This is a genomic window from Thermostichus vulcanus str. 'Rupite' (assembly GCF_022848905.1).
Taxonomy (GTDB): domain Bacteria; phylum Cyanobacteriota; class Cyanobacteriia; order Thermostichales; family Thermostichaceae; genus Thermostichus; species Thermostichus vulcanus_A.
Genome location: NZ_JAFIRA010000045.1, coordinates 12,550 through 30,157, shown reverse-complemented (window position 1 = coordinate 30,157; position 17,608 = coordinate 12,550). Strand labels below are relative to the sequence as shown.

Annotated in this window: 16 protein-coding genes; 11 read left to right on the top strand and 5 right to left on the bottom strand. The window is 56.3% G+C overall.

Features of this window, described 5'->3' with window-relative positions; genetic code table 11:
- Positions 1–309: 309 nt before the first annotated feature.
- Both JX360_RS18060 and JX360_RS18055 read right to left on the bottom strand, forming a co-directional pair.
- Positions 310–588: a transposase gene (locus JX360_RS18060; protein WP_425244416.1), complete on the bottom strand. Its 279-nt coding sequence runs from the start codon at positions 586–588 to the stop codon at positions 310–312.
- 2 nt (positions 589–590) lie between these two features.
- The gene (locus JX360_RS18055) at positions 591–1,145 is read right to left on the bottom strand and encodes a transposase (protein ID WP_425244415.1); all 555 of its coding nucleotides are present in this window, start codon (positions 1,143–1,145) and stop codon (positions 591–593) included.
- A 607-nt stretch (positions 1,146–1,752) separates the two neighbouring features.
- Between JX360_RS18055 and tatC the strand changes: the two genes are divergently transcribed.
- The 8 genes from tatC (at position 1,753) to JX360_RS14260 (ending at position 11,797) form a co-directional block, all read left to right on the top strand.
- The gene (gene tatC, locus JX360_RS14295; RefSeq protein WP_244352247.1) at positions 1,753–2,541 is read left to right on the top strand and encodes a twin-arginine translocase subunit TatC; all 789 of its coding nucleotides are present in this window, start codon (positions 1,753–1,755) and stop codon (positions 2,539–2,541) included.
- The gene (locus JX360_RS14290) at positions 2,531–3,142 is read left to right on the top strand and encodes a nucleotidyltransferase family protein (protein ID WP_244352245.1); all 612 of its coding nucleotides are present in this window, start codon (positions 2,531–2,533) and stop codon (positions 3,140–3,142) included. The genes tatC and JX360_RS14290 overlap by 11 nt, the downstream gene beginning before the upstream one ends.
- An 83-nt stretch (positions 3,143–3,225) precedes the next feature.
- Complete coding sequence (locus tag JX360_RS14285) at positions 3,226–4,617, top strand: NAD(P)/FAD-dependent oxidoreductase (RefSeq protein ID WP_244352243.1); 1,392 nt, start codon at positions 3,226–3,228, stop codon at positions 4,615–4,617.
- A 104-nt stretch (positions 4,618–4,721) separates the two neighbouring features.
- Entirely contained in the window at positions 4,722–5,576 is an 855-nt protein-coding gene (locus JX360_RS14280) for an LmeA family phospholipid-binding protein (protein ID WP_244352241.1), read from the top strand.
- 159 nt (positions 5,577–5,735) lie between these two features.
- Entirely contained in the window at positions 5,736–7,262 is a 1,527-nt protein-coding gene (locus JX360_RS14275; protein ID WP_244352239.1) for a hypothetical protein, read from the top strand.
- Positions 7,263–7,349: 87 nt separating this feature from the next.
- Entirely contained in the window at positions 7,350–8,264 is a 915-nt protein-coding gene (locus JX360_RS14270) for a methylenetetrahydrofolate reductase (protein ID WP_244352254.1), read from the top strand.
- Positions 8,265–8,430: 166 nt separating this feature from the next.
- A complete protein-coding gene (locus JX360_RS14265) occupies positions 8,431–9,957 on the top strand; it encodes a leucyl aminopeptidase (RefSeq protein ID WP_244352237.1) in 1,527 nt (508 codons plus the stop codon).
- Between the two features lie 76 nt (positions 9,958–10,033).
- A complete protein-coding gene (locus tag JX360_RS14260) occupies positions 10,034–11,797 on the top strand; it encodes a serine/threonine protein kinase (protein WP_244352235.1) in 1,764 nt (587 codons plus the stop codon).
- Here JX360_RS14260 and JX360_RS14255 read toward each other — a convergent pair.
- Positions 11,794–12,555: a 5'-methylthioadenosine/adenosylhomocysteine nucleosidase gene (locus JX360_RS14255; RefSeq protein WP_244352233.1), complete on the bottom strand. Its 762-nt coding sequence runs from the start codon at positions 12,553–12,555 to the stop codon at positions 11,794–11,796. The two genes, JX360_RS14260 and JX360_RS14255, sit on opposite strands and share 4 nt — an antisense overlap.
- 121 nt (positions 12,556–12,676) lie before the next feature.
- The gene (locus JX360_RS14250; RefSeq protein WP_244352225.1) at positions 12,677–13,009 is read right to left on the bottom strand and encodes a 2Fe-2S iron-sulfur cluster-binding protein; all 333 of its coding nucleotides are present in this window, start codon (positions 13,007–13,009) and stop codon (positions 12,677–12,679) included.
- 179 nt (positions 13,010–13,188) lie between these two features.
- On the opposite strand from JX360_RS14250, the gene JX360_RS14245 reads away from it, so the two are divergent.
- Together JX360_RS14245 and JX360_RS14240 are read left to right on the top strand one after the other, a co-directional pair.
- Positions 13,189–13,641 (top strand): YbjN domain-containing protein, encoded by a 453-nt coding sequence (locus JX360_RS14245; RefSeq protein ID WP_244352223.1) that lies wholly within the window; start codon positions 13,189–13,191, stop codon positions 13,639–13,641.
- 15 nt (positions 13,642–13,656) lie between these two features.
- Complete coding sequence (locus tag JX360_RS14240; protein WP_244352221.1) at positions 13,657–14,388, top strand: lipoyl protein ligase domain-containing protein; 732 nt, start codon at positions 13,657–13,659, stop codon at positions 14,386–14,388.
- 22 nt (positions 14,389–14,410) lie between these two features.
- Here JX360_RS14240 and JX360_RS14235 read toward each other — a convergent pair whose 3' ends face one another.
- Entirely contained in the window at positions 14,411–15,913 is a 1,503-nt protein-coding gene (locus JX360_RS14235; protein WP_244352219.1) for a bifunctional orotidine-5'-phosphate decarboxylase/orotate phosphoribosyltransferase, read from the bottom strand.
- A gap of 216 nt (positions 15,914–16,129) precedes the next feature.
- Here JX360_RS14235 and JX360_RS14230 point away from each other — a divergent pair, with 216 nt between their 5' ends.
- Positions 16,130–17,518 carry a TldD/PmbA family protein gene (locus JX360_RS14230; RefSeq protein ID WP_244352217.1) on the top strand — a complete coding sequence of 463 codons (1,389 nt, stop codon included), beginning with the start codon at positions 16,130–16,132 and terminating at the stop codon, positions 17,516–17,518.
- Positions 17,519–17,608: the final 90 nt, after the last annotated feature.

The window sequence follows — 17,608 nt, the reverse complement described above, 5'->3', positions numbered from 1 at the left end:
CACCTGTAACCGCGATCCTGAACCAACCATGGCGTCTCGGAAGCAGCATGACCAGCGTACCTATCGAATCGAATTCAAAATACACACGTACTGCTATGTCACCGATTAGTTTTGTCAGTCAACCAGGATGGAGCCATATCATTTCTGGTGGAAGATCTCCATGTCTTGTAACTAGAAAGTGGGTGAGGAGGAAGATCATAAGTGTTGCATTCAGACACAATACTTTACACTTTAGGGTCTCCAGCTATGCGGGTTATCCAAGCCACAAAACTGCCTTCTTGATGGATAATCAGTTGAATGTATCTCAACTTATCTAAATAATTTCTGTCCATACACTTTCGGAATTTCTATCATCAATAAGATTAGATACGCTATCAACACCATGTATATTTGAATCGTTACTCCATTCACATTCTTTGTCGCAAGTCGCTCAAGTTTTAGATGGCTCTTGAGAAACTTCCATAGCAGCTCTATTCCCCATCGCTGTCTGTACGCTTCAATAATCTCGTCATCTCTCATCACTTCTTGGGGCACATTCGTGGCTAAACGATACTCTGTCCGCTTTTCTAGGTCACAAAAACTAACCACCCTCACCTTCTTCCCACCACATCAATGCAACTATCATTATGGATAGTCCAGTGGCTATTGATGCGAACCAGAAATAACTTTTCACTGTCGATAAACTGCTTGAATAATTCTTTGCTCGCAAACCCTCTATCCCCTACTGCTAAGCCATTCTCAGGGATCATCCCTAAGACTAACTCCCCAAAATATGCGTCATGTCTCTCTCCAAAATGGATTAAAAACTCGCTAGGTGCTCGTGTCTCTTGATTTAATGAAGTTAACAGCTTGACCTGATGATAGTGCTCCGCCCAAAAGAGCTTGCTCGTTAATCCAATTATTGTTGAGTCAAAGGGACAGATAATCACATCTTTTCGTCTGGATCGACGACGAACTTGATGGAGCAATTCCACAAATAAGCGATTGATAGACTGTAATCCCCGGCTTGAACACGCTCTAGAGAATGAAGATAAACTACCTTTCACGCCGCTGTGGTTAAGTTGGAAGAATAGGTCTCTCAGGCTTGTGACTGATTTATCGAAAATATAGGTCAGCCAGATCTTGACGAACAATTGGGTGTTCATCACCGGATAGTCGTGGCTAGGGAGGCTAGCCAGTAGAGGTTTGACAATCCTCGGAAAATAGCTTAAGCTAGTCATTGCTAAATATTTTGTTTGTAGGGCCTAGATTATCATATCTGGCCCTTTTTCTTGTCTTTTAAGCTATCGTGCAACACTTGTGGCAATACACATCCGTTTCCATTGCTTTGCCCTGCAAGACCTTCTCGTGAATGTCCTGGAAGACAGTTTTCAGATCCGCACTCATGGTCATGTCCTCAAAATCTAGTGTCAGGAAACACAAAAAAAGCGGCTCGGACGGGATCCTTGATTCTTAAGGGCAACACCTCGGCTAGCCTCTTACAGTTTGGATCAAAATTGTACTAGTTACTATATTTTCTTGTCTCTTAGGCAGCCTTATTCCAGATTCCAGCTTGGGAGTCTGTTAGGTTGGTCTTTTGGGGGTTGGATCCCTGTTGGCACTATGAAGGAATCGAATCCCTGGCCTGATCTGGCAGCGCTTTTGCCCTAGGGGCGGCTTGAAGAGTCAACGCTCTAGCGGCGCGGCAGCGCTCTCGCTCTAGCGGCGCGGCAGCGCTAAGATATCGGAGAACATTTCGTTACCCCTCGGCCCATGACCCTTGCCTCTGAGACGAAGTCCCCGGAGCAAGCCTCCAAACCAGTTGCCTCCGACTCCAAGCCAGCGGTGGATCCCGAATTTCCCTATGAGGTCGAGATGACCTTGATGGAACATTTGGAGGAGCTGCGTAGCCGCCTGTTTGCCAGTGTGATCGCGGTGGTGGTGTGCATCATCGCCTGCTTTGTGGTGGTGAACCGCATTGTCGCCCTTCTGGAGGTGCCCGCCCAAGGGGTAACCTTTTTGCAACTGGCCCCCGGAGAGTATTTCTTCGTATCCGTGAAGGTGGCAGCCTATTCTGGACTGCTGCTGGCCACCCCGTTTTTGCTGTATCAAATTGCCCGTTTTGTCTTGCCGGGGCTGAGCGTCAAGGAGCGGCGGTTGCTGGGGCCGGTGGTGTTTGGCTCAAGTATCCTGTTTGTGGCGGGTCTGGTTTTTGCCTACTATTTGCTGATTCCGGCGGCGCTGAACTTTTTCATTCGTTACGGTGAAGGGGTGGTGGATCAGGCTTGGTCGATCGACCGATATTTTGAGTTTGTGTTGCTGCTGCTGTTTAGCACAGGGCTGGCGTTCCAAGTGCCGATTTTGCAGGCCCTGCTAGGGGGATTGGGTCTGGTTACGGCGGAGCAAATGTTTAAGGGCTGGCGCTATGTGGTTCTTGGCTCGGTGGTGGCGGGGGCGGTTTTAACCCCTTCTACGGATCCTCTGACCCAAAGTCTTTTGGCGGGAGCGGTGACGTTTCTCTATTTGTTCGGCATCGTCTTGGTGAAGCTACTTGGCAAGTGATCTCAACGTACATGCCTTGATTCTATCCGCCGGGTTTTCCACCCGCATGGGGGAGCCTAAAGCCTTCTTGCCGTGGAAAGAGGGACAAAGCTTGCTGTCTTATCAGATTTCTCAGTGGCGACAGGCGGGGTTTCAGCCCTGGGTTGTGCTGGGATCCCATAACTTGGCGGCTGCCGAACCCCATTTGCAGGGGGCGGAGGTGCTGATCAACCCGGATCCCGAAGCAGGCAAGACCCATTCCATTCGTGTTGGCGTGGAAGGGATCCCAGCGGATTTTCGCTTGTTGGGCATTTCAGCGGTGGATCAACCCCGTCCTGCTTGGATCTACCACAGTCTGCTGGAGTACCATCTGCGCCATCGTTCCCTGGCCACTGTACCGGTGCATCGGGGCCGCCGTGGCCATCCCACTCTGATCGATGGACGCCTGCGGGAGGAACTGTTACACCTCAAAGAAGAAACCTTGGGCTTGCGGCAGTTGTTGCATGACCTGGGCAAGCGGGTACAAGAGGTGGAGCTATACACGGCGGATATCTTTCTGGACTACAACACTCCTGATGATTGGGAGGCCGGGGCTACCGCAGAGGACCCGCCTATTGACTGAATCCATATCAGGGCCTTCCTGGACGGTTCACCGGACCAAGCAATGATCTTCAGGCTTCCAAAGGTGCAAAATTCCTGGGTGAGATGATTCAAGAAGGAATTAAAGAAAGGGTTGTCACACGGCTAAATACTTTTCTTGAGAAGGCGCTCTACCCTCCCAGCACCTATGATCCAGCCCTGCCGGTGGGCAGCTACTGGGACACCACCCTTGCGGATCTCAGTTGGCGGGATCCCGCTCCTTTACAACAGGACGTGAGCTGTGATGTCGCCATTTTGGGGGGTGGGTTAACCGGGTTATCGGCGGCCTTGCATCTGGCCCGTGATCACCACATTCAGGCCCATCTTCTAGAGGCGGGATCCCTGGGTTGGGGAGCTTCTGGACGCAACGGTGGTTTTTGTGGGGTTGGGGCCAGCAATTTATCTCATGCTGGGATGGTGAAACGGGTGGGCCAAGCGGAGACAGAGCGCTACTACCAGGATCAACGGCAAGCAGTAGAAGGGGTGTTGGCTCTGGCAGAGGCGGAGGGCTTCTCGGTGGATCCCCAGGGGCAGGGCTGCTACGTGGTGGCCCATCGTCCGCAATCCTGGCGGGAACTGGAAGCGGATCACCTCATTTACACTCAGGTAGCAGGGTATCCGGCCCGGTTGCTCACTGCTGCGGAACTGCGGGAACAGGGCTTCAACAGCCAAGAGAATTATGGTGCTCTGCATATCGGGGTCGGGTTTGGCCTCAACCCCCTCAAGCTTACCCAAGGGCTGGCGGAATCTGCCCGTCAACGGGGAGCGCAACTGTACAGCCGTAGTCCGGTGCTGGCCTGGGAAAAAGTGGGATCCTGGCACCTTTGGCATACCGCCGGGGGCGTTTTGCGGGCCAAGCAGGTCATCGTAGCTACCAATGGCTATACCCCGGAAGCGCTGCACCCAACCTTACAGGGATCCCTGTTGCCAGTACTTTCCAATATTCTGGTGACCCGACCCCTAACTGCCAGCGAAAAAGAAGCCCAAGGCTGGTGGGATCCCACCCCGCTCTACGACACACGGCGATTGCTGTTTTACTATCGGCTGCTGCCGGATGGGCGCTTGCTGTTTGGCGGTCGCGGAGGGACGCGGGATACTCCAGCGGAACGGCAACGCTTGCGAGATTGGATGACTCAGCGGCTGTACACCCTCTTCCCAGCTTGGCAAGGGGTGGAGATCGAGCACTTTTGGAATGGGTTGGCCTGTGTTTCCCGCCAGCTTCACCCCCATATCGGTTGCTCCAGTGCGGATCCCAGCCTATGGTATGGGTTGGCTTATCATGGCAGCGGGGTAGCCACCGCCGTCTGGGCCGGTCAAAAACTGGCGCAAGAGAGTGCCGGGATCCCTGCCCAAATGAGTGCCCTATTTCGTCAACCCTTGCGGTCTTTCCCTTGGCCAGGGTTGCGGCTGCATTACCTGCGACTGGTCTACCGTTGGGCGCAATGGATGGAGGGATAGACAACCTTAGGTATGCGGGGGATCCCACTGTTGGGATTGGGGCGATGCCGTACCCTATGAAGTAAGGCTGCCACGTCAGTTTTCGTCTATTCTGAGGTGCTAAAGTGCTGCACACTTCTCCCCGCTGGCCGGAATCTGGCCAGTCTTCCCCCAAAGTCAGGCCCTTACCATCAGGGCGACAGTTGGGGTTAGCACTGCTGCTGAGCCTACCCGCCATGTTTTTTACCTGGTTTTTGACCTGGCCGGCATTTGCTCAAATTGCCGGATCCCTGTTGAATCCTTTGGTGGCTGCCTGGATTCGCTCTGAGGTGCAGAGTGTGGATAATCTGCAGGTGCAAATCACGGGCTCCGACTCCCAAATTTTGAATGGCCAGATCCCTCAAGCCCAGGTGGCGGGGGACAATCTCAGCTATCAGGGGTTTCAGATAAGCCAACTGCAGATTCGTGGCCAGGATATCCGCCTCAATGTGAGCGAAGCCGTACAAGGCCGTAGCCCCTTGCGGCTTTTGGCTCCCGTCCCTGTGCAGGTGAGTTTGCGCCTGACGGAGGATGATCTGAACCGCACCCTGCAAGCGCCCTTGATCCAGTCTCAACTGGCGCAAGCTCAAGTTCAGTTGCCCTTTGGGGATCAGTCGGTACCCTTTTTGATCAGCCAGCCCAATGTCACCTTGGAAGAAGGGCGAGTGCGCATCCAGGCCAATTTAACCACCCCAGAAGGGACAGCAGTTCCAATCACGGTGCTGACGGGGTTGCAGGCCCAGAACCAAAACCAGCTGCTGTTGGTGAACCCGGTATGGGTGAGTGAGGGGCAGGAGATCCCGGTGCCTGGTTTGGCGGATTTCCCGATTCAGTTGGATCCTGGGGTGCGCATCGATCGCTTGGAATTGCAGGCCGGTCAGATTCTCTACGAGGGGATGTTGACCATTTACCCGGAAGCGGTGGCGGCACCGCCAGGATAAGTCGGGATCCCTTGGCCAGGGTTAGCGGGGGTGTGATCGAGATCAATCCCAAGCTGCGCCAGACAAGGCATAACGGTGCTGATGGGTGAGGATCCCTCTGGTGGGAGGGAGTTCTGCGGGCCCAATGGGCCTGAGTGGTGATGTGACTGAGGTGAGACAATGCGGGGATCCCCGAGCCAGCGATCCAGTTCTAACTCTTCGCTCCGATGGGGGCTGCCGCTGCTCCTTGCGGTCGGGCTGCTGAGCGGCTGTTCAGATGATCCGGTTTCTACGGTTCCTTTGGATGGCACTGCTGTTGGCACCCGCACGGCAACCCCTGAGGGCCAAACCTTTTCCGATATTCAACCCGGTCGGGATCCCCGACTTAAGCACCTATGGGCCAGCTTTGTCATCACCCCCGAACAATTGCAGACAGCCCGTGAAGTCCCGGTTTCCCTAACCCCCCAAGCCATCCTCCCCTGCACCGACTGCGATAGCCTGCAATGGCAACCGGGATCCCCGACCCCAACACCCCCGTCCCGTGCCCTCGGCACCTACCGTCCCGACCAGCTCACCTTCTCTGTCCAAATTCAGCCCAACACCACTGCCACCCACCTCAGGGGCACCTTGCAACTGGATACTACCACGCCCCTGATTCATCCTGGCGAAGGGGTGCGCCTCGCAATCCAGCGGGCCGCCTGGGGAGAAGTAGCCCTAGAGCCTCTGCCCCCACCTCAAGACTTCAACTCCGGGCAGATCAGCCGGGGCCAATTCCAAGAACACGCTTGGACCCTGCCTTTTGCCCTGCCGGATTCCAGCTCCGCTACTCCAGTGCCGCCGCTACAGCTGGATTTGCTACTGACTTCCCCAATTCCACCGGATTCTGCCCCATTCCAACGGGGCAAGCCGCTACCGCCCCCTGCGGGTAAGCTGTACCATGCCGCCACATGGCCGGGATCTCCGACTCGGGAGCAACTCTTTGCCTATCGACAAGCTATCGGTCAGCCCCCCGCCTGGGTAGAGGTGGAGCATCTCTGGGATCCACGTCAGGACTTTCCCCAGCAGTTGGCCAATCGGATTCGAGAAAGTGGCTCGGTACCTTACCTACGCTTGCGCTTTGATCAGGCCCATCTCTCTGCGGTGGCAGCTGGGGAACAGGATGAGACCTTACGATCCTGGGCGCAAGGGATCCAACGCTTTGCCACCCCGATCCTGTTGGCAGTCGCCGCTGGGGACGGAGATTCGCAGACCCAACAACGGGCCTACCAACACCTGATGCAAACCTTGCGCTCCGACAGCAACTTGCTCTGGGTTTTGGAACTGGAGGGGGAGGGTGCAGAAGCCGGATCCACCTGGGCCAGATTTATGGAGATGGATTGGTTGAGGGTGCACCTGTCCGGGGATCCCACTGGGTTTGAGGAGGTCTATCACCGCCTCACGGCCTTGCACTCCGAGGTGCCTTTGCTGATTGGGGGACTGGATCCCAGCACCGAAGCATCGGAAGCCTGGCTGGAGGGGCTAGAAAGCCAACAGTGGCCACAGGTGATCGGCTGGAGCTGGTCTTTGAATTCAGAAGGGATCCCGTCCCCTGCTGCCCAAAACTGGCGTCAACATCTCCAACAGGCTGACCCTCAGATTTGGCTGGGAGAAATTCGTGTGCAACCTTCTCGTTCTTCCCCAAGCCCTACCCCATTGCCTACCCCCTGAGGCGGGCACCTAAACCTAAAAAACTTGGCTGGAAAAACCGCCTGGAAAAGTCGATAATGGGCCAGCCTGTTTTACCTTTTCTTCCAAATCGTGACCCTACCCAGCTCACTGTCCTCTTCCCGGTTCGGCCAGGCGATTCAGCAGGGGGAATTTTTGCTCACTGCAGAGATCACTCCACCCAAGGGAGCCGACCCCCGCGCCATGCTAGCACTGGCTCAACAGCTTAAGGGTCGGGTTCATGCCATTAACCTAACAGACTCCAATCGAGCCATGGCCCGCATGAGCCCACTGGCTGCTTCTGTACTGTTGCACCAAGCGGGGATAGAGCCAATTTTTCAGTTGGCCTGTCGGGATCGCAACCGGTTGGCTCTCCAGGGAGACTTGCTGGGGGGGGCCGCTCTCGGCCTTCGCAATGTTCTGGCTTTAACAGGGGATCCGATCCAAGTGGGGGATTGTGCTGATGCCCGCGCCGTCTTTGACCTAGAATCGGTGCGCCTGTTGCAGCTAATTCAACGGCTGAACAATGGACTGGACTGCAATGGCAAACCTCTGCCGGATGGAGGCACCCATTGGTTGGCGGGGGCCGCTGTCGAGCCTCAATCTGGCAGCTTTTCCGGGTTGGAGCGGCGCTTTAACCGCAAACTGGAAAATGGAGCCGAATTTTTTCAAACCCAGATGGTCACTGATTTTGAGCAACTGGAGCGGTTCATGGACAAGCTGGGCCGTCCGGGGGGAAAACCAATCCTGGCAGGGATCTTTCTGCTCAAATCGGCCAAAAATGCCCAATTCATTAACCGCAACCTGCCGGGGGTCAAGATCCCGGAAGCCATTATCCAACGTCTTGCCAATGCCGACCATCCCCTAGAAGAAGGGATCCGCATCGCTGCCGAGCAGGTGAAGCAAGCCCGCCAAATCTGTCAGGGGGTCCATTTGATGGCCGTCAAAGCGGAGCATTTGATTCCCCGCATTTTGGATGAGGCTGGGATCCCGCCCTTGAACTGAGGCTAGACAACTCAATGGACCGATGAGCAAGATTGACCCATCCAGGCTTTGGCCTTGCCACGGTAAGTTAACAACAGTCAGTCAACAAACAGTTGACCTGCGCAACGAGCCAGTGGAATTCGATAGACTGGGGATCGCATCTTGACAGCTTGGCCAAAGGTTTCTCATGCAGCTCCATCTCAGCAGTCCGCCGCTTACTCAAGGGGAATGTGCCCTGGTGTTCAGCTTCGCCTCCTCCCCTAGCAACGGTTCTTTTCCCTTACCTGGCGAAATTGCCACTTGGGATGAAAAGGTGTGGTCGGGATTGGTGGCGGAGGTGGTGCAGGAGCAGGGGTTTCAAGGCAAGCCCAACAGCAGCGTTGCTCTGCGCCTGATGGGGGAGATCCGCAAGTTGGTGTTGGTGGGGTTGGGGGAGCCAGCCGCCCTTACCTTGGAAGCGCTACGACGGGCCACTGCCAATGGATTGCGCCAGGCCAGCAGCTTAAAGGCAAAACAGGTGATGTTGTCTTTGCCAGAAACCGGTTTGGATCCGGTGCGGGTGGTACAGGCGGTGGCCGAAGCCGCTTTATTGGTGGCCCACCAGGATAATCGCTTCAAGTCACAACCCAAAACGGAAGCAGAAACCGCCTTTTCAGTCCAGGAAGTGACGCTGTTGGTGCCGGGGTTGGAGCAGGCCCGTGCGGACTATGAAGCGGCGCTGCACCGGGCCACTGAGCTAGCGGCAGGGACGATCTTGGCGCGGGAATTGGTGGCAGCTCCCGCCAACATTGTGACGCCTTTAACCTTAGCCGATACCGCGCGTCAGATTGCTCAGGAGTACGGCCTAGAGGTAGAGATTTTGGGCCAAGAGGAATGTGAAGCCCTGGGCATGGGGGCCTTTTTGGGGGTGGCCAAAGCCTCGGATCTACCACCCCAGTTTATTCACCTCACCTACAAGCCGGAGCAAGGGGATCCCCTCACCAAGTTGGCACTGGTGGGTAAAGGTCTCACCTTTGACTCAGGGGGATTGAACATCAAAACCGATTCCCGCAGCATCGCCATGATGAAAACCGATATGGGCGGAGCTGCAGCCGTTTTGGGAGCAGCGCGAACCCTAGCTGCCCTCAAGCCTCAAGCGGAACTGCACTTCATCGTCGCTGCCACCGAAAACATGATCAGCGGCCATGGCATGCACCCGGGGGATATCCTCACCGCTTCCAATCAGAAAACCATCGAGATCAACAATACCGATGCGGAAGGTCGCTTGACGTTGGCGGATGCGCTGGTATTTGCCGAGAAGTTGGGGGTGGATGCCATTCTCGACTTGGCTACCTTGACCGGAGCATGTGTGATTGCCCTGGGGGAAGAGATTGCTGGGTTGTTCACCCAAGATGACCGCTTGGCTGAAGAGCTGCAACAGGTGGCCAACCTTTCCGGTGAGAAAATTTGGCGGATGCCGATGGAGGAAGGCTATTTCGAGGGTCTCAGCTCTGTTGTGGCAGACATGAAGAATACGGGTCCTCGTCCGGGTGGATCAATCACCGCTGCGTTGTTCCTGAAGCAATTTGTCGAGAAAACCCCCTGGGCCCATTTGGATGTGGCCGGCCCCGTCTGGACAGAGCGGGATTCCGGCTACAACAACAAGGGGGCAACCGGCTACGGGGTACGAACCTTGGTGGAATGGGTCTTGGCGCGGCAAGCAGTACACTCATAAGGAAAGGAGATCCCCGTCAAGACAGGTGGGGACAGCCTCTATCGGGGGTGGGGTCAACCATGAACTTGCGTCGAAAATGAGCCCTTCTCAGCTGCTGGAACGGGCACGGCAGGGGGATCTTGTCGCCCTGACCCAGCTGCTGCAGCGCTCGTTTGCCCGCAAGGGGATCCAACTCCTTCTGACCCAGCGGGACTCGACCTTGCAGATTCAGTTGCAAGCGGATTGGGATATTCCGGCAGCAGCGGTGATCCAATTCTTGCAGACTGGTTTTCAGCGCTTGCGGATCCCGGGCATTGAGCGGCTGGAGGTGGCGGCCTTCCAGGGATCCCAAACCCAGTGGCGGCAGGTGTGTGTGTTGCACGGGTCTGGCGGGAGCGGGAACCCGGATCCGCTGCTAAACCAGTTGCAGGCGGGGGCCATCCTGGTGGGTCGGTATCAACTTCTGCGGCAACTGGCCCAAAACGACCGGCGGCGAACTTGGCTGGCGGAGCAGGTGCAGGAAGGGGCTGAACCTCTGGCTCAACCGCGAACGGTGGTATTGAAGCTCCTGCCCTTCGAGCGGGGTGTGCAATGGTCAGACTATACCCTGTTCCAACGGGAAGTGCGGGTTTTGCAACACCTGAATCATCCCTTGGTGCCCAAGTATTGTCACTCCTTTGAGTTCACCACCCCCGACCACACCCCTTGGTTGGGATTGGCTCAAACCTATGTGCCGGGGCAATCCCTGAAAGAATTATTGGAGACAGGGCATCGCTTTACAGAAGCGGAAGTCCGGCGCATCGCCGCTGATGTGTTGTCGGTTTTGGTGTACCTGCACCAACTCAGTCCACCCCTACTGCACCGGGATATTAAACCCAGCAACCTGATTGTGGATGGGCAGGGCCGTACCCATGTGGTGGATTTTGGTGGCGTGCAGGATCACACCCCTACACCCGGTCAAAGCTTTACCGTAGTCGGATCCTATGGTTACGCCCCGATGGAGCAGTTTGGCGGACGCGCAGTGCCGGCTTCAGATTTGTACGCGCTGGGGGCGACTTTAATCCATTTGCTAACGGGTACACCACCTGCCGATTTGCCGCAGCAGCAGCTGAAAATCCAATTTGCTGGACGGATCAGCATTTCCCCGGGCTTGGCCCGTTGGATCGACCGTCTGGTGGAGCCTGCTCCCGAAAACCGTTATCGCACCGCTTGGGCCGCCCTCCAGTCTTTACAAGCTCTTGATTCAGAACCAGCCCATTCCTCACCTCCGCCCCCACAGCCCTTGTCTCCAGCTGGGATCCCTGAGGGAGCTTCTTCTTTGTTGCCACTCCTGCGGCTGCTCTACTCTCGCAAAGGAGCTCTTCCCCCCGACCCACAGCTGACGAACGCATGGATCCCGAAACCCTATGGTTGCCGGATACGCCTCGATTCTGCTCCCGGAGAGTTGCAGATTGTGCTGCCACGACGGGGCGTCCATTGGGGGGATCTGTTTCCAGTAGGGTTTTGGATGGTGTTCGCGGCGGTGGTTCTCTCGCTGGGATCCTGGCCCTTGGCGCTGGCTTTGTGGGGAGCGGCGGGGTGGGGATCCCAGTTGGCTTTTGGGCGTACCCGGCTGACGTTGCGGCGGGATTACGTTCAGATTGAGCGGCGGTTTTTGGGGATTTATCTGCGCCGACGAGAACCCACCGCTGCCATTTTGGGCGCTTTTCATGAACAAGGTCAGCGGGTGCCCTGGGGGGTGAGTAGCCACTGGGTAACGCTCCAGGTGGGCATTAAGAGCTATCGATTGGGGGGGCATCCCCTCAGTTGGGTGGAATGCCGCTGGTTAGCCCAGGAAATTCAAAGCTGGCTCAAGGGTTAGGGCAGGTTTTGCAGCACGGTGTGAACCACTGCCGCCGAGTTGAGCGCTGCCGTCTGAAAAAAGCTCAAGAAATCCGTGTCATCCCCGGCATCGCTGACGGAACGCACCAGCAAACAGGGGATCCCAGCCTCTTGAGCCACCCGCACCACCGCTGCCCCTTCCATTTCCACCACCAAAGCGCCGGTGCGCTTCTGGATCTCCTGCCGTAAGCCGGCATGGGCAACAAACACATCACCAGTAGCCACCAAGCCTTGATGAATAATCGGATCCCGGCCCTGCAGCGGATGGAGAGGGATCCTACCAGGGTGGGCCAGGATCAAATCGTAGAGGGCGCTATCCGCCTCCGCCAAAGGGTGACGCAACTCAGGGATAAAATCGATTCCCAACACAAAGCCTTCTTCTCGCCCCGTGCCAAAATCATGCTCGATCGCGGCATGGGCCAGTACCACATCCCCCATTTGCAGATGATCTGCCAAAGCCCCCGCCACCCCGGTAAAGATGATGCCCCGCAACGGGAAATGGGCCACCAGCAGAGCCGCCGTGGTTGCCGCCCGCACCTTGCCTACCCCCCCCTGCACCACCACCACCGGTTGTCCCGCCAGGGATCCCTGATGGAATTGCCGACCTAAGTGGGTGTGGGTAGAAAAGGTTTCCATCGCCTCCGTCAGCATCGCCACTTCTTCCGGCAGGGCTCCGAGAATGCCAATGGCAGGGGAGGCAGCGCTTTTTTCAGGGGGATCCAAGGGTTGAGAGGACATAGACGGCTGCTCAGACATCCATTTTGAGAGGCAGAACAGACTGGCAGGAGTTCCGCCCGATACTTTTCAAGCCATTCAAGAGACCTTTAAGAGACTTTAGGGGGAGAGAGAACAAAAGCATTCACCCCTGGGTTACTGACGGGATATTCTGTCCCCACATTCCCGGCCATTTGGTCACCTTCAGATCCCCCAACACCTGCACCTGACAGGCCAGCCGCAGCCCTTTGCTCAACTGATGCGGCGGCACAGACAAACGAGCCCGTTCCCGCCAGCCCATCGGAGATACCTCCCCTTCGATCTGCACGGCACAGGTGCCACAGGTGCCCAGCCCATGACAATTGACGATGTGAGCGGGCGGATTGTAGAGCGGGATCCCTGCCTGGAGAAGCACCTGGCGCAAGTTGGAGCCTTCCGCACAGGAGAGCGTGCGCTCTTGAACTTGAATTTCAGGCATTAGCCCACCTCCTAGATGTGTTGACCCTTTGATTCTGCTTTATTCTGCCTTGGAATCGATCTTGAAACGGACTCGATGGCAAGTTGGCGTCAGCGGGACGGAGTCCTTTCGCTAGGCGGTATAGTTGAGGTGGTTGGATAGGGAGTAGGGAACAGCCCATGGTCTACAGTGAGCCGCTCATGAGTACCTTTGACCGTTCTCCAGATGCCTTTCTGGAATCGCAAGAACCGATCCGTTATACCGAGATTGTTTCTGCGGTGGTCTCCAGCCTCAAGGAAGATGCTGCCTATGAAAATCATGAGCAGGGTCACACCTGGAAGTTCACCTATGGCACAGTCGAGGTATTTGTCCATTTGAGTGGTGAGTCGGTGGAAGATACCCTGGCAGTCTGGTCTCCTGTGCTGACTTTGCCCGTGGCAGAACCGGCCAAATTGATGCAGAAGCTTCTGGAAAAAAATTGGACGGACACGCTAGAAGCACGCTTCTGTATTTGGAATGACCAGGTCATCCTGAACCACTACCGCACCCTGGAAGGGATCACCGCTGGCGAAATTTCGCGCGCCATCACCCTTGTTGCCAGTTTGGCAGATGAGTACGATGAGCCGCTGCAGGCGGAGTTTCCCAAGGCTTAGTTTCCTGACCCAACCATGGGATCCCTGGGGTACTTCTGGCCCTATCAAGTGGCTGCAGGCGCCTGGCAAATGCAGCAGGATCGCCAACTTTTGGAGGGGATGCGTCGGGATCCCCGTCTGGTGTTGCGCTTCTATGGCTGGGATCAGCTGACCCTATCCCTCGGTCGCCACCAAGTTTGGCCCGCGCTGGGGATTTCTGCAGGGATCCCGACGGTACAGCGACCCACAGGAGGGCGAGCAGTGTTGCATCAGGCGGCCATTGATCAAGCTGAGCTGACCTACAGCCTGGGGATCCCTTGGGTTTATTTGCGGGAGACCTTACCCAATTTGAAGCGGGCCTGTGTGTATGACTATTGCTGCCGTTTTTTGGTGCAGGGGTTGGCGGAACTGGGCATCACGGTGGATGCCGCCAACCGGGATGAATGCCGCATCCAAGACCGTCTCTACGCCGATAAAACCAGTTGTTTTGCGGCGCGTACCCGGGCTGACCTAAGCTGGCGGGGTCAAAAACTGATTGGCAGTGCCCAACTGTGGCAACCCTGGGGGATCCTCCAACAGGGATCCATTTTGCTCCAGCCTAACCGGGACTTGTGGGATCGCTATCTACCCGGTTCGACCGTGGTGGGCATTCACGACATTTGTCCCCAGTCGCCGCCGCTGCCGGGTTTAATTGAACATTTCTTGCGAGTGGCAGGGCAGTGTTTTTCGGTGGATTGGCAGGTACAGGACAGTTTCCTAGGGATCTAACCCTATGGGTTGGGCAAGTTTCTTACAGGAGATTAAACTGAGCTTCATCAATGCGACCGGCTCGGAAAAGGGTGTTCTTAATTTCAGAAAGGGTAAGCACGGCATGACTACGATAGCCCTGGGCTTGCAGTCGTTCCCTTACCCCCTGTTCGTGATCGATCAGTACCACAATATCCTCTACCTTGAGCCCTGCCGAGCGTAATTTCTCCGCTCCCTCCACAGCACTGCGGCCCGTAATCAAAATGTCATCCACAACCACGACCGTTTCTCCCGGCTGGTAAAATCCCTCAATTTGGCGGCGGGTGCCATGGGCTTTGACTTCTTTGCGGGGATAGATCATCGGCTTGTTCAGGCGCAGCGATAAACCCGTAGCTGTAGGTAATGATCCATACGGGATGCCGGCAATCCGATCAAAAGAAAGGGTTTCTAAAATCTCTGCATAGGCATTGAGAATGTGATGGAAAACTTGGGGCTTGGAAATAATCGTGCGTAGGTCGATGTAGTAGGGCAAGATTTGGCCGGAAGCTTGTACATACTCCCCAAATAAAATGCAGCCCAAATCATACAACTCCAGGATTAAATCGGCATGGGGATCCGGCTGTAACAAACAGACATCTGGCATCCACAGGTCACACACGGACTCAACATTTTGTCGCCGTGCTTGGGAACGGGCCTTCTCAACCCTCTCTCGTAAGCTGGTCACCGATTCCTTCAGATCCGGGCGGGACAACCAATCTTGCGGCACGGGTAGCAATAATCCTTCCCCATGCTCATCCACCCCTGCCCCCAAACAAGCCTGCCAATCCACCCCTTCTCCCCAAAGACTGCGGGCCAAAATCAACCGCTCGGGAGCAACAGCCCGGATGCGCCGCATCACCCAGGGATCCGGGGATCCCACCTCTAAGGCCACCTGTTCTGGGGTGCCCCAACTGCGACACTGGCGCACCACGTTGAGGTACAGCGGATCCACCTCCTCCGTTCCCCCCTGTCGCATGGCTGCCGCCTCGGCAGGATACTCCTGAATGGCATTGGCCCCGGGATTGCTGGTGCGACAGAGCAAAAAAACCGCCTTGTGGGGGTAGAGCAAAAAGGGAGCCACCAAATCCTGTCCGGCGTAAGGGTTCAGGGTGAGAGCATCCACCTGCCACACCTCAAACGCCTGCTGAGCCAGGGCGGTGGCGCTATTCAAGTCAGCATACTTAGCATCGAGAATGACCGGGATCCCTTCTGGCACGCGACGCAACACCCACTCCAACAATTCCAGGCCGCGGGTGCCTAGGGCCAAATAAAATCCCAGCGTCGGCTTGTAGGCGCACACCTGATCCTGGGTTTGCTCGATCACCCACTCCAGCCAGTCCAATAAATCCGCCATCACCCGTGGAGTTACCGATGAACTCCCAGGCTGCCACTCTTCTGCTACAGAGGCAAAGGCAGAGGGCAACAGCTCTGGATTGGGATCCAGCCCTAGCCATAGACAACTTTGGTTCTGCTGGCTCATGGCCGCCAATTTATCGCGGAAATTCACCCCATCCCTCTTGGTGCAACTACCCAGTATTTGGGCTTCCTGTAGATTTGTGTTGATTATGCTTCCGGTGAGCATCCTGAGTGTTTCTCCAGGTTTTCCCATTGTGCGCCTTTCTGGGCCTGAAATCTTCTCGGTGGGGATCCCTTTCCCCATCCCACCGGATCCCGTTGGCGGCAAGGCTATGCTGGATGACATCCTCAACCTTTTCTGCCCGCCATGCGAGATCTGCTGCAAGATGTCATTCGGGATTACTCCGGCTTTGTAGAACTCCGGTACCACGGCAAGGTCTTCCGGAGTGTAACCGCCGAGAAGGGGCGCATTGAGCGGACTGCCATCCGCCGCCGTTCTGGGGTGGGGGTACGGGTACTGGAGGCTGGAACCTGGGGTTTTGCCTCCACTGGGGATCCCTCACCAACTGCCATCCGGAACGCGATTGAGGAGGCCCGTCGGGCTGCCCAGGCCAGCGCTGGCTACCGCAAACACAAGCTGGGATCCCTGCCTAAGGTGCAGTTGGCGCAAGGGGAGTTCTCGGAACCGGGGGTGGATGAAGTGTTGAACAAGCCCCTCGAAGAAAAGATTCAATTGGCGCTGGAGACGGAGGCCGAAACCCGAAAAACCTCTGGGAAAATCACATCCGCCAGTTGCACCTACAACGAAATCTACGAAGAAAAAGCAATCGTCACCAGTGATGGGGCAAATGTTGCCTTTCGCTTGGTGCGGCCTGAGTTTCGGGTACAGGCGGTGGCAGAAGCCTCTGGGCAATTGAGCAGCGGCTCAGAGTCAATCGGGGTGACGGGGGGGTGGAATTGCCTCTTCCGGGAGGAGCCTTTACGGATGGCGGAAAAAGCTGCTGCCACAGCGGTGGATTTGTTGTCGGCGGGCTATGCCGAGGGGGGCTGGGCAACGGTAATTTTGTCTCCTTCTATTGTCGGGCTGCTGGTGCATGAGGCGATTGGCCATACAGTCGAAGCGGATTTTGTCTTGTCTGGCTCTGTGGCGGCGGGCAAACTGGGGCAACGGGTGGCCAGCGAGTTGGTGACGTTGCGGGATTCTGGGCATTCTGAACTGGCCCCGGGAGCCGGTGGCACCATCCCTGTCGATGACGAAGGGATCCCGACCCAAAACACCACGATCATTCAAGATGGCATCCTGGTGAGCTATCTGCACAACCGCGAAACTGCCGCTCACTTTGGGGTGGAACCAACCGGTAATGCCCGTGCCTGGGAATATGCCGATGAACCCCTGATTCGCATGCGTAACACCTACATTCAGCCGGGATCCCAAACCTTAGAGGAGATCATCGCCAGCACCGCCGACGGTTACTTTTTGGATGGGGCCAGAAATGGTCAGGCGGACTCCACGGGCGAGTTTATGTTTGGGGTGGAGCGGGCCTACCGCATTCGCCAGGGCAAGTTAGCGGAACTGGTGCGGGGGGTCACGATTACGGGCAATGCTTTTGATGTGCTGCGCTCTGTGGATGCGGTTTCCCAAGACTTTTTGTGGGATTTGGGCTCCGGCCATTGTGGCAAAGGACAACCGGCCAAAGTCGATGCGGGTGGCCCCTACATTCGTTGTCGTGCCATCTTGGGTGGGCAACAAAGTTAAGAAAAATCACAGTGAAGCAGGGATTCGGATCCCGAAAAACACCTGACCTCTACTGCTACCGGCTCCACTGGAGGTGTCTAACAGGTGTCT

What these genes read in the sequence shown, in the direction of transcription:
- JX360_RS14250 (WP_244352225.1), bottom strand. Translation starts at nt 13,009, where the DNA reads ATGCCTGAAATTCAAGTTCAAGAGCGCACGCTCTCCTGTGCGGAAGGC.
- JX360_RS14230 (WP_244352217.1), top strand. Translation starts at nt 16,130, where the DNA reads ATGCGAGATCTGCTGCAAGATGTCATTCGGGATTACTCCGGCTTTGTA.
- JX360_RS14255 (WP_244352233.1), bottom strand. Translation starts at nt 12,555, where the DNA reads ATGTCCTCTCAACCCTTGGATCCCCCTGAAAAAAGCGCTGCCTCCCCT.
- JX360_RS14245 (WP_244352223.1), top strand. Translation starts at nt 13,189, where the DNA reads ATGAGTACCTTTGACCGTTCTCCAGATGCCTTTCTGGAATCGCAAGAA.
- JX360_RS14285 (WP_244352243.1), top strand. Translation starts at nt 3,226, where the DNA reads ATGATTCAAGAAGGAATTAAAGAAAGGGTTGTCACACGGCTAAATACT.
- JX360_RS14240 (WP_244352221.1), top strand. Translation starts at nt 13,657, where the DNA reads ATGGGATCCCTGGGGTACTTCTGGCCCTATCAAGTGGCTGCAGGCGCC.
- tatC (WP_244352247.1), top strand. Translation starts at nt 1,753, where the DNA reads ATGACCCTTGCCTCTGAGACGAAGTCCCCGGAGCAAGCCTCCAAACCA.
- JX360_RS18055 (WP_425244415.1), bottom strand. Translation starts at nt 1,145, where the DNA reads ATGAACACCCAATTGTTCGTCAAGATCTGGCTGACCTATATTTTCGAT.
- JX360_RS14265 (WP_244352237.1), top strand. Translation starts at nt 8,431, where the DNA reads ATGCAGCTCCATCTCAGCAGTCCGCCGCTTACTCAAGGGGAATGTGCC.
- JX360_RS14275 (WP_244352239.1), top strand. Translation starts at nt 5,736, where the DNA reads ATGCGGGGATCCCCGAGCCAGCGATCCAGTTCTAACTCTTCGCTCCGA.
- JX360_RS14260 (WP_244352235.1), top strand. Translation starts at nt 10,034, where the DNA reads ATGAGCCCTTCTCAGCTGCTGGAACGGGCACGGCAGGGGGATCTTGTC.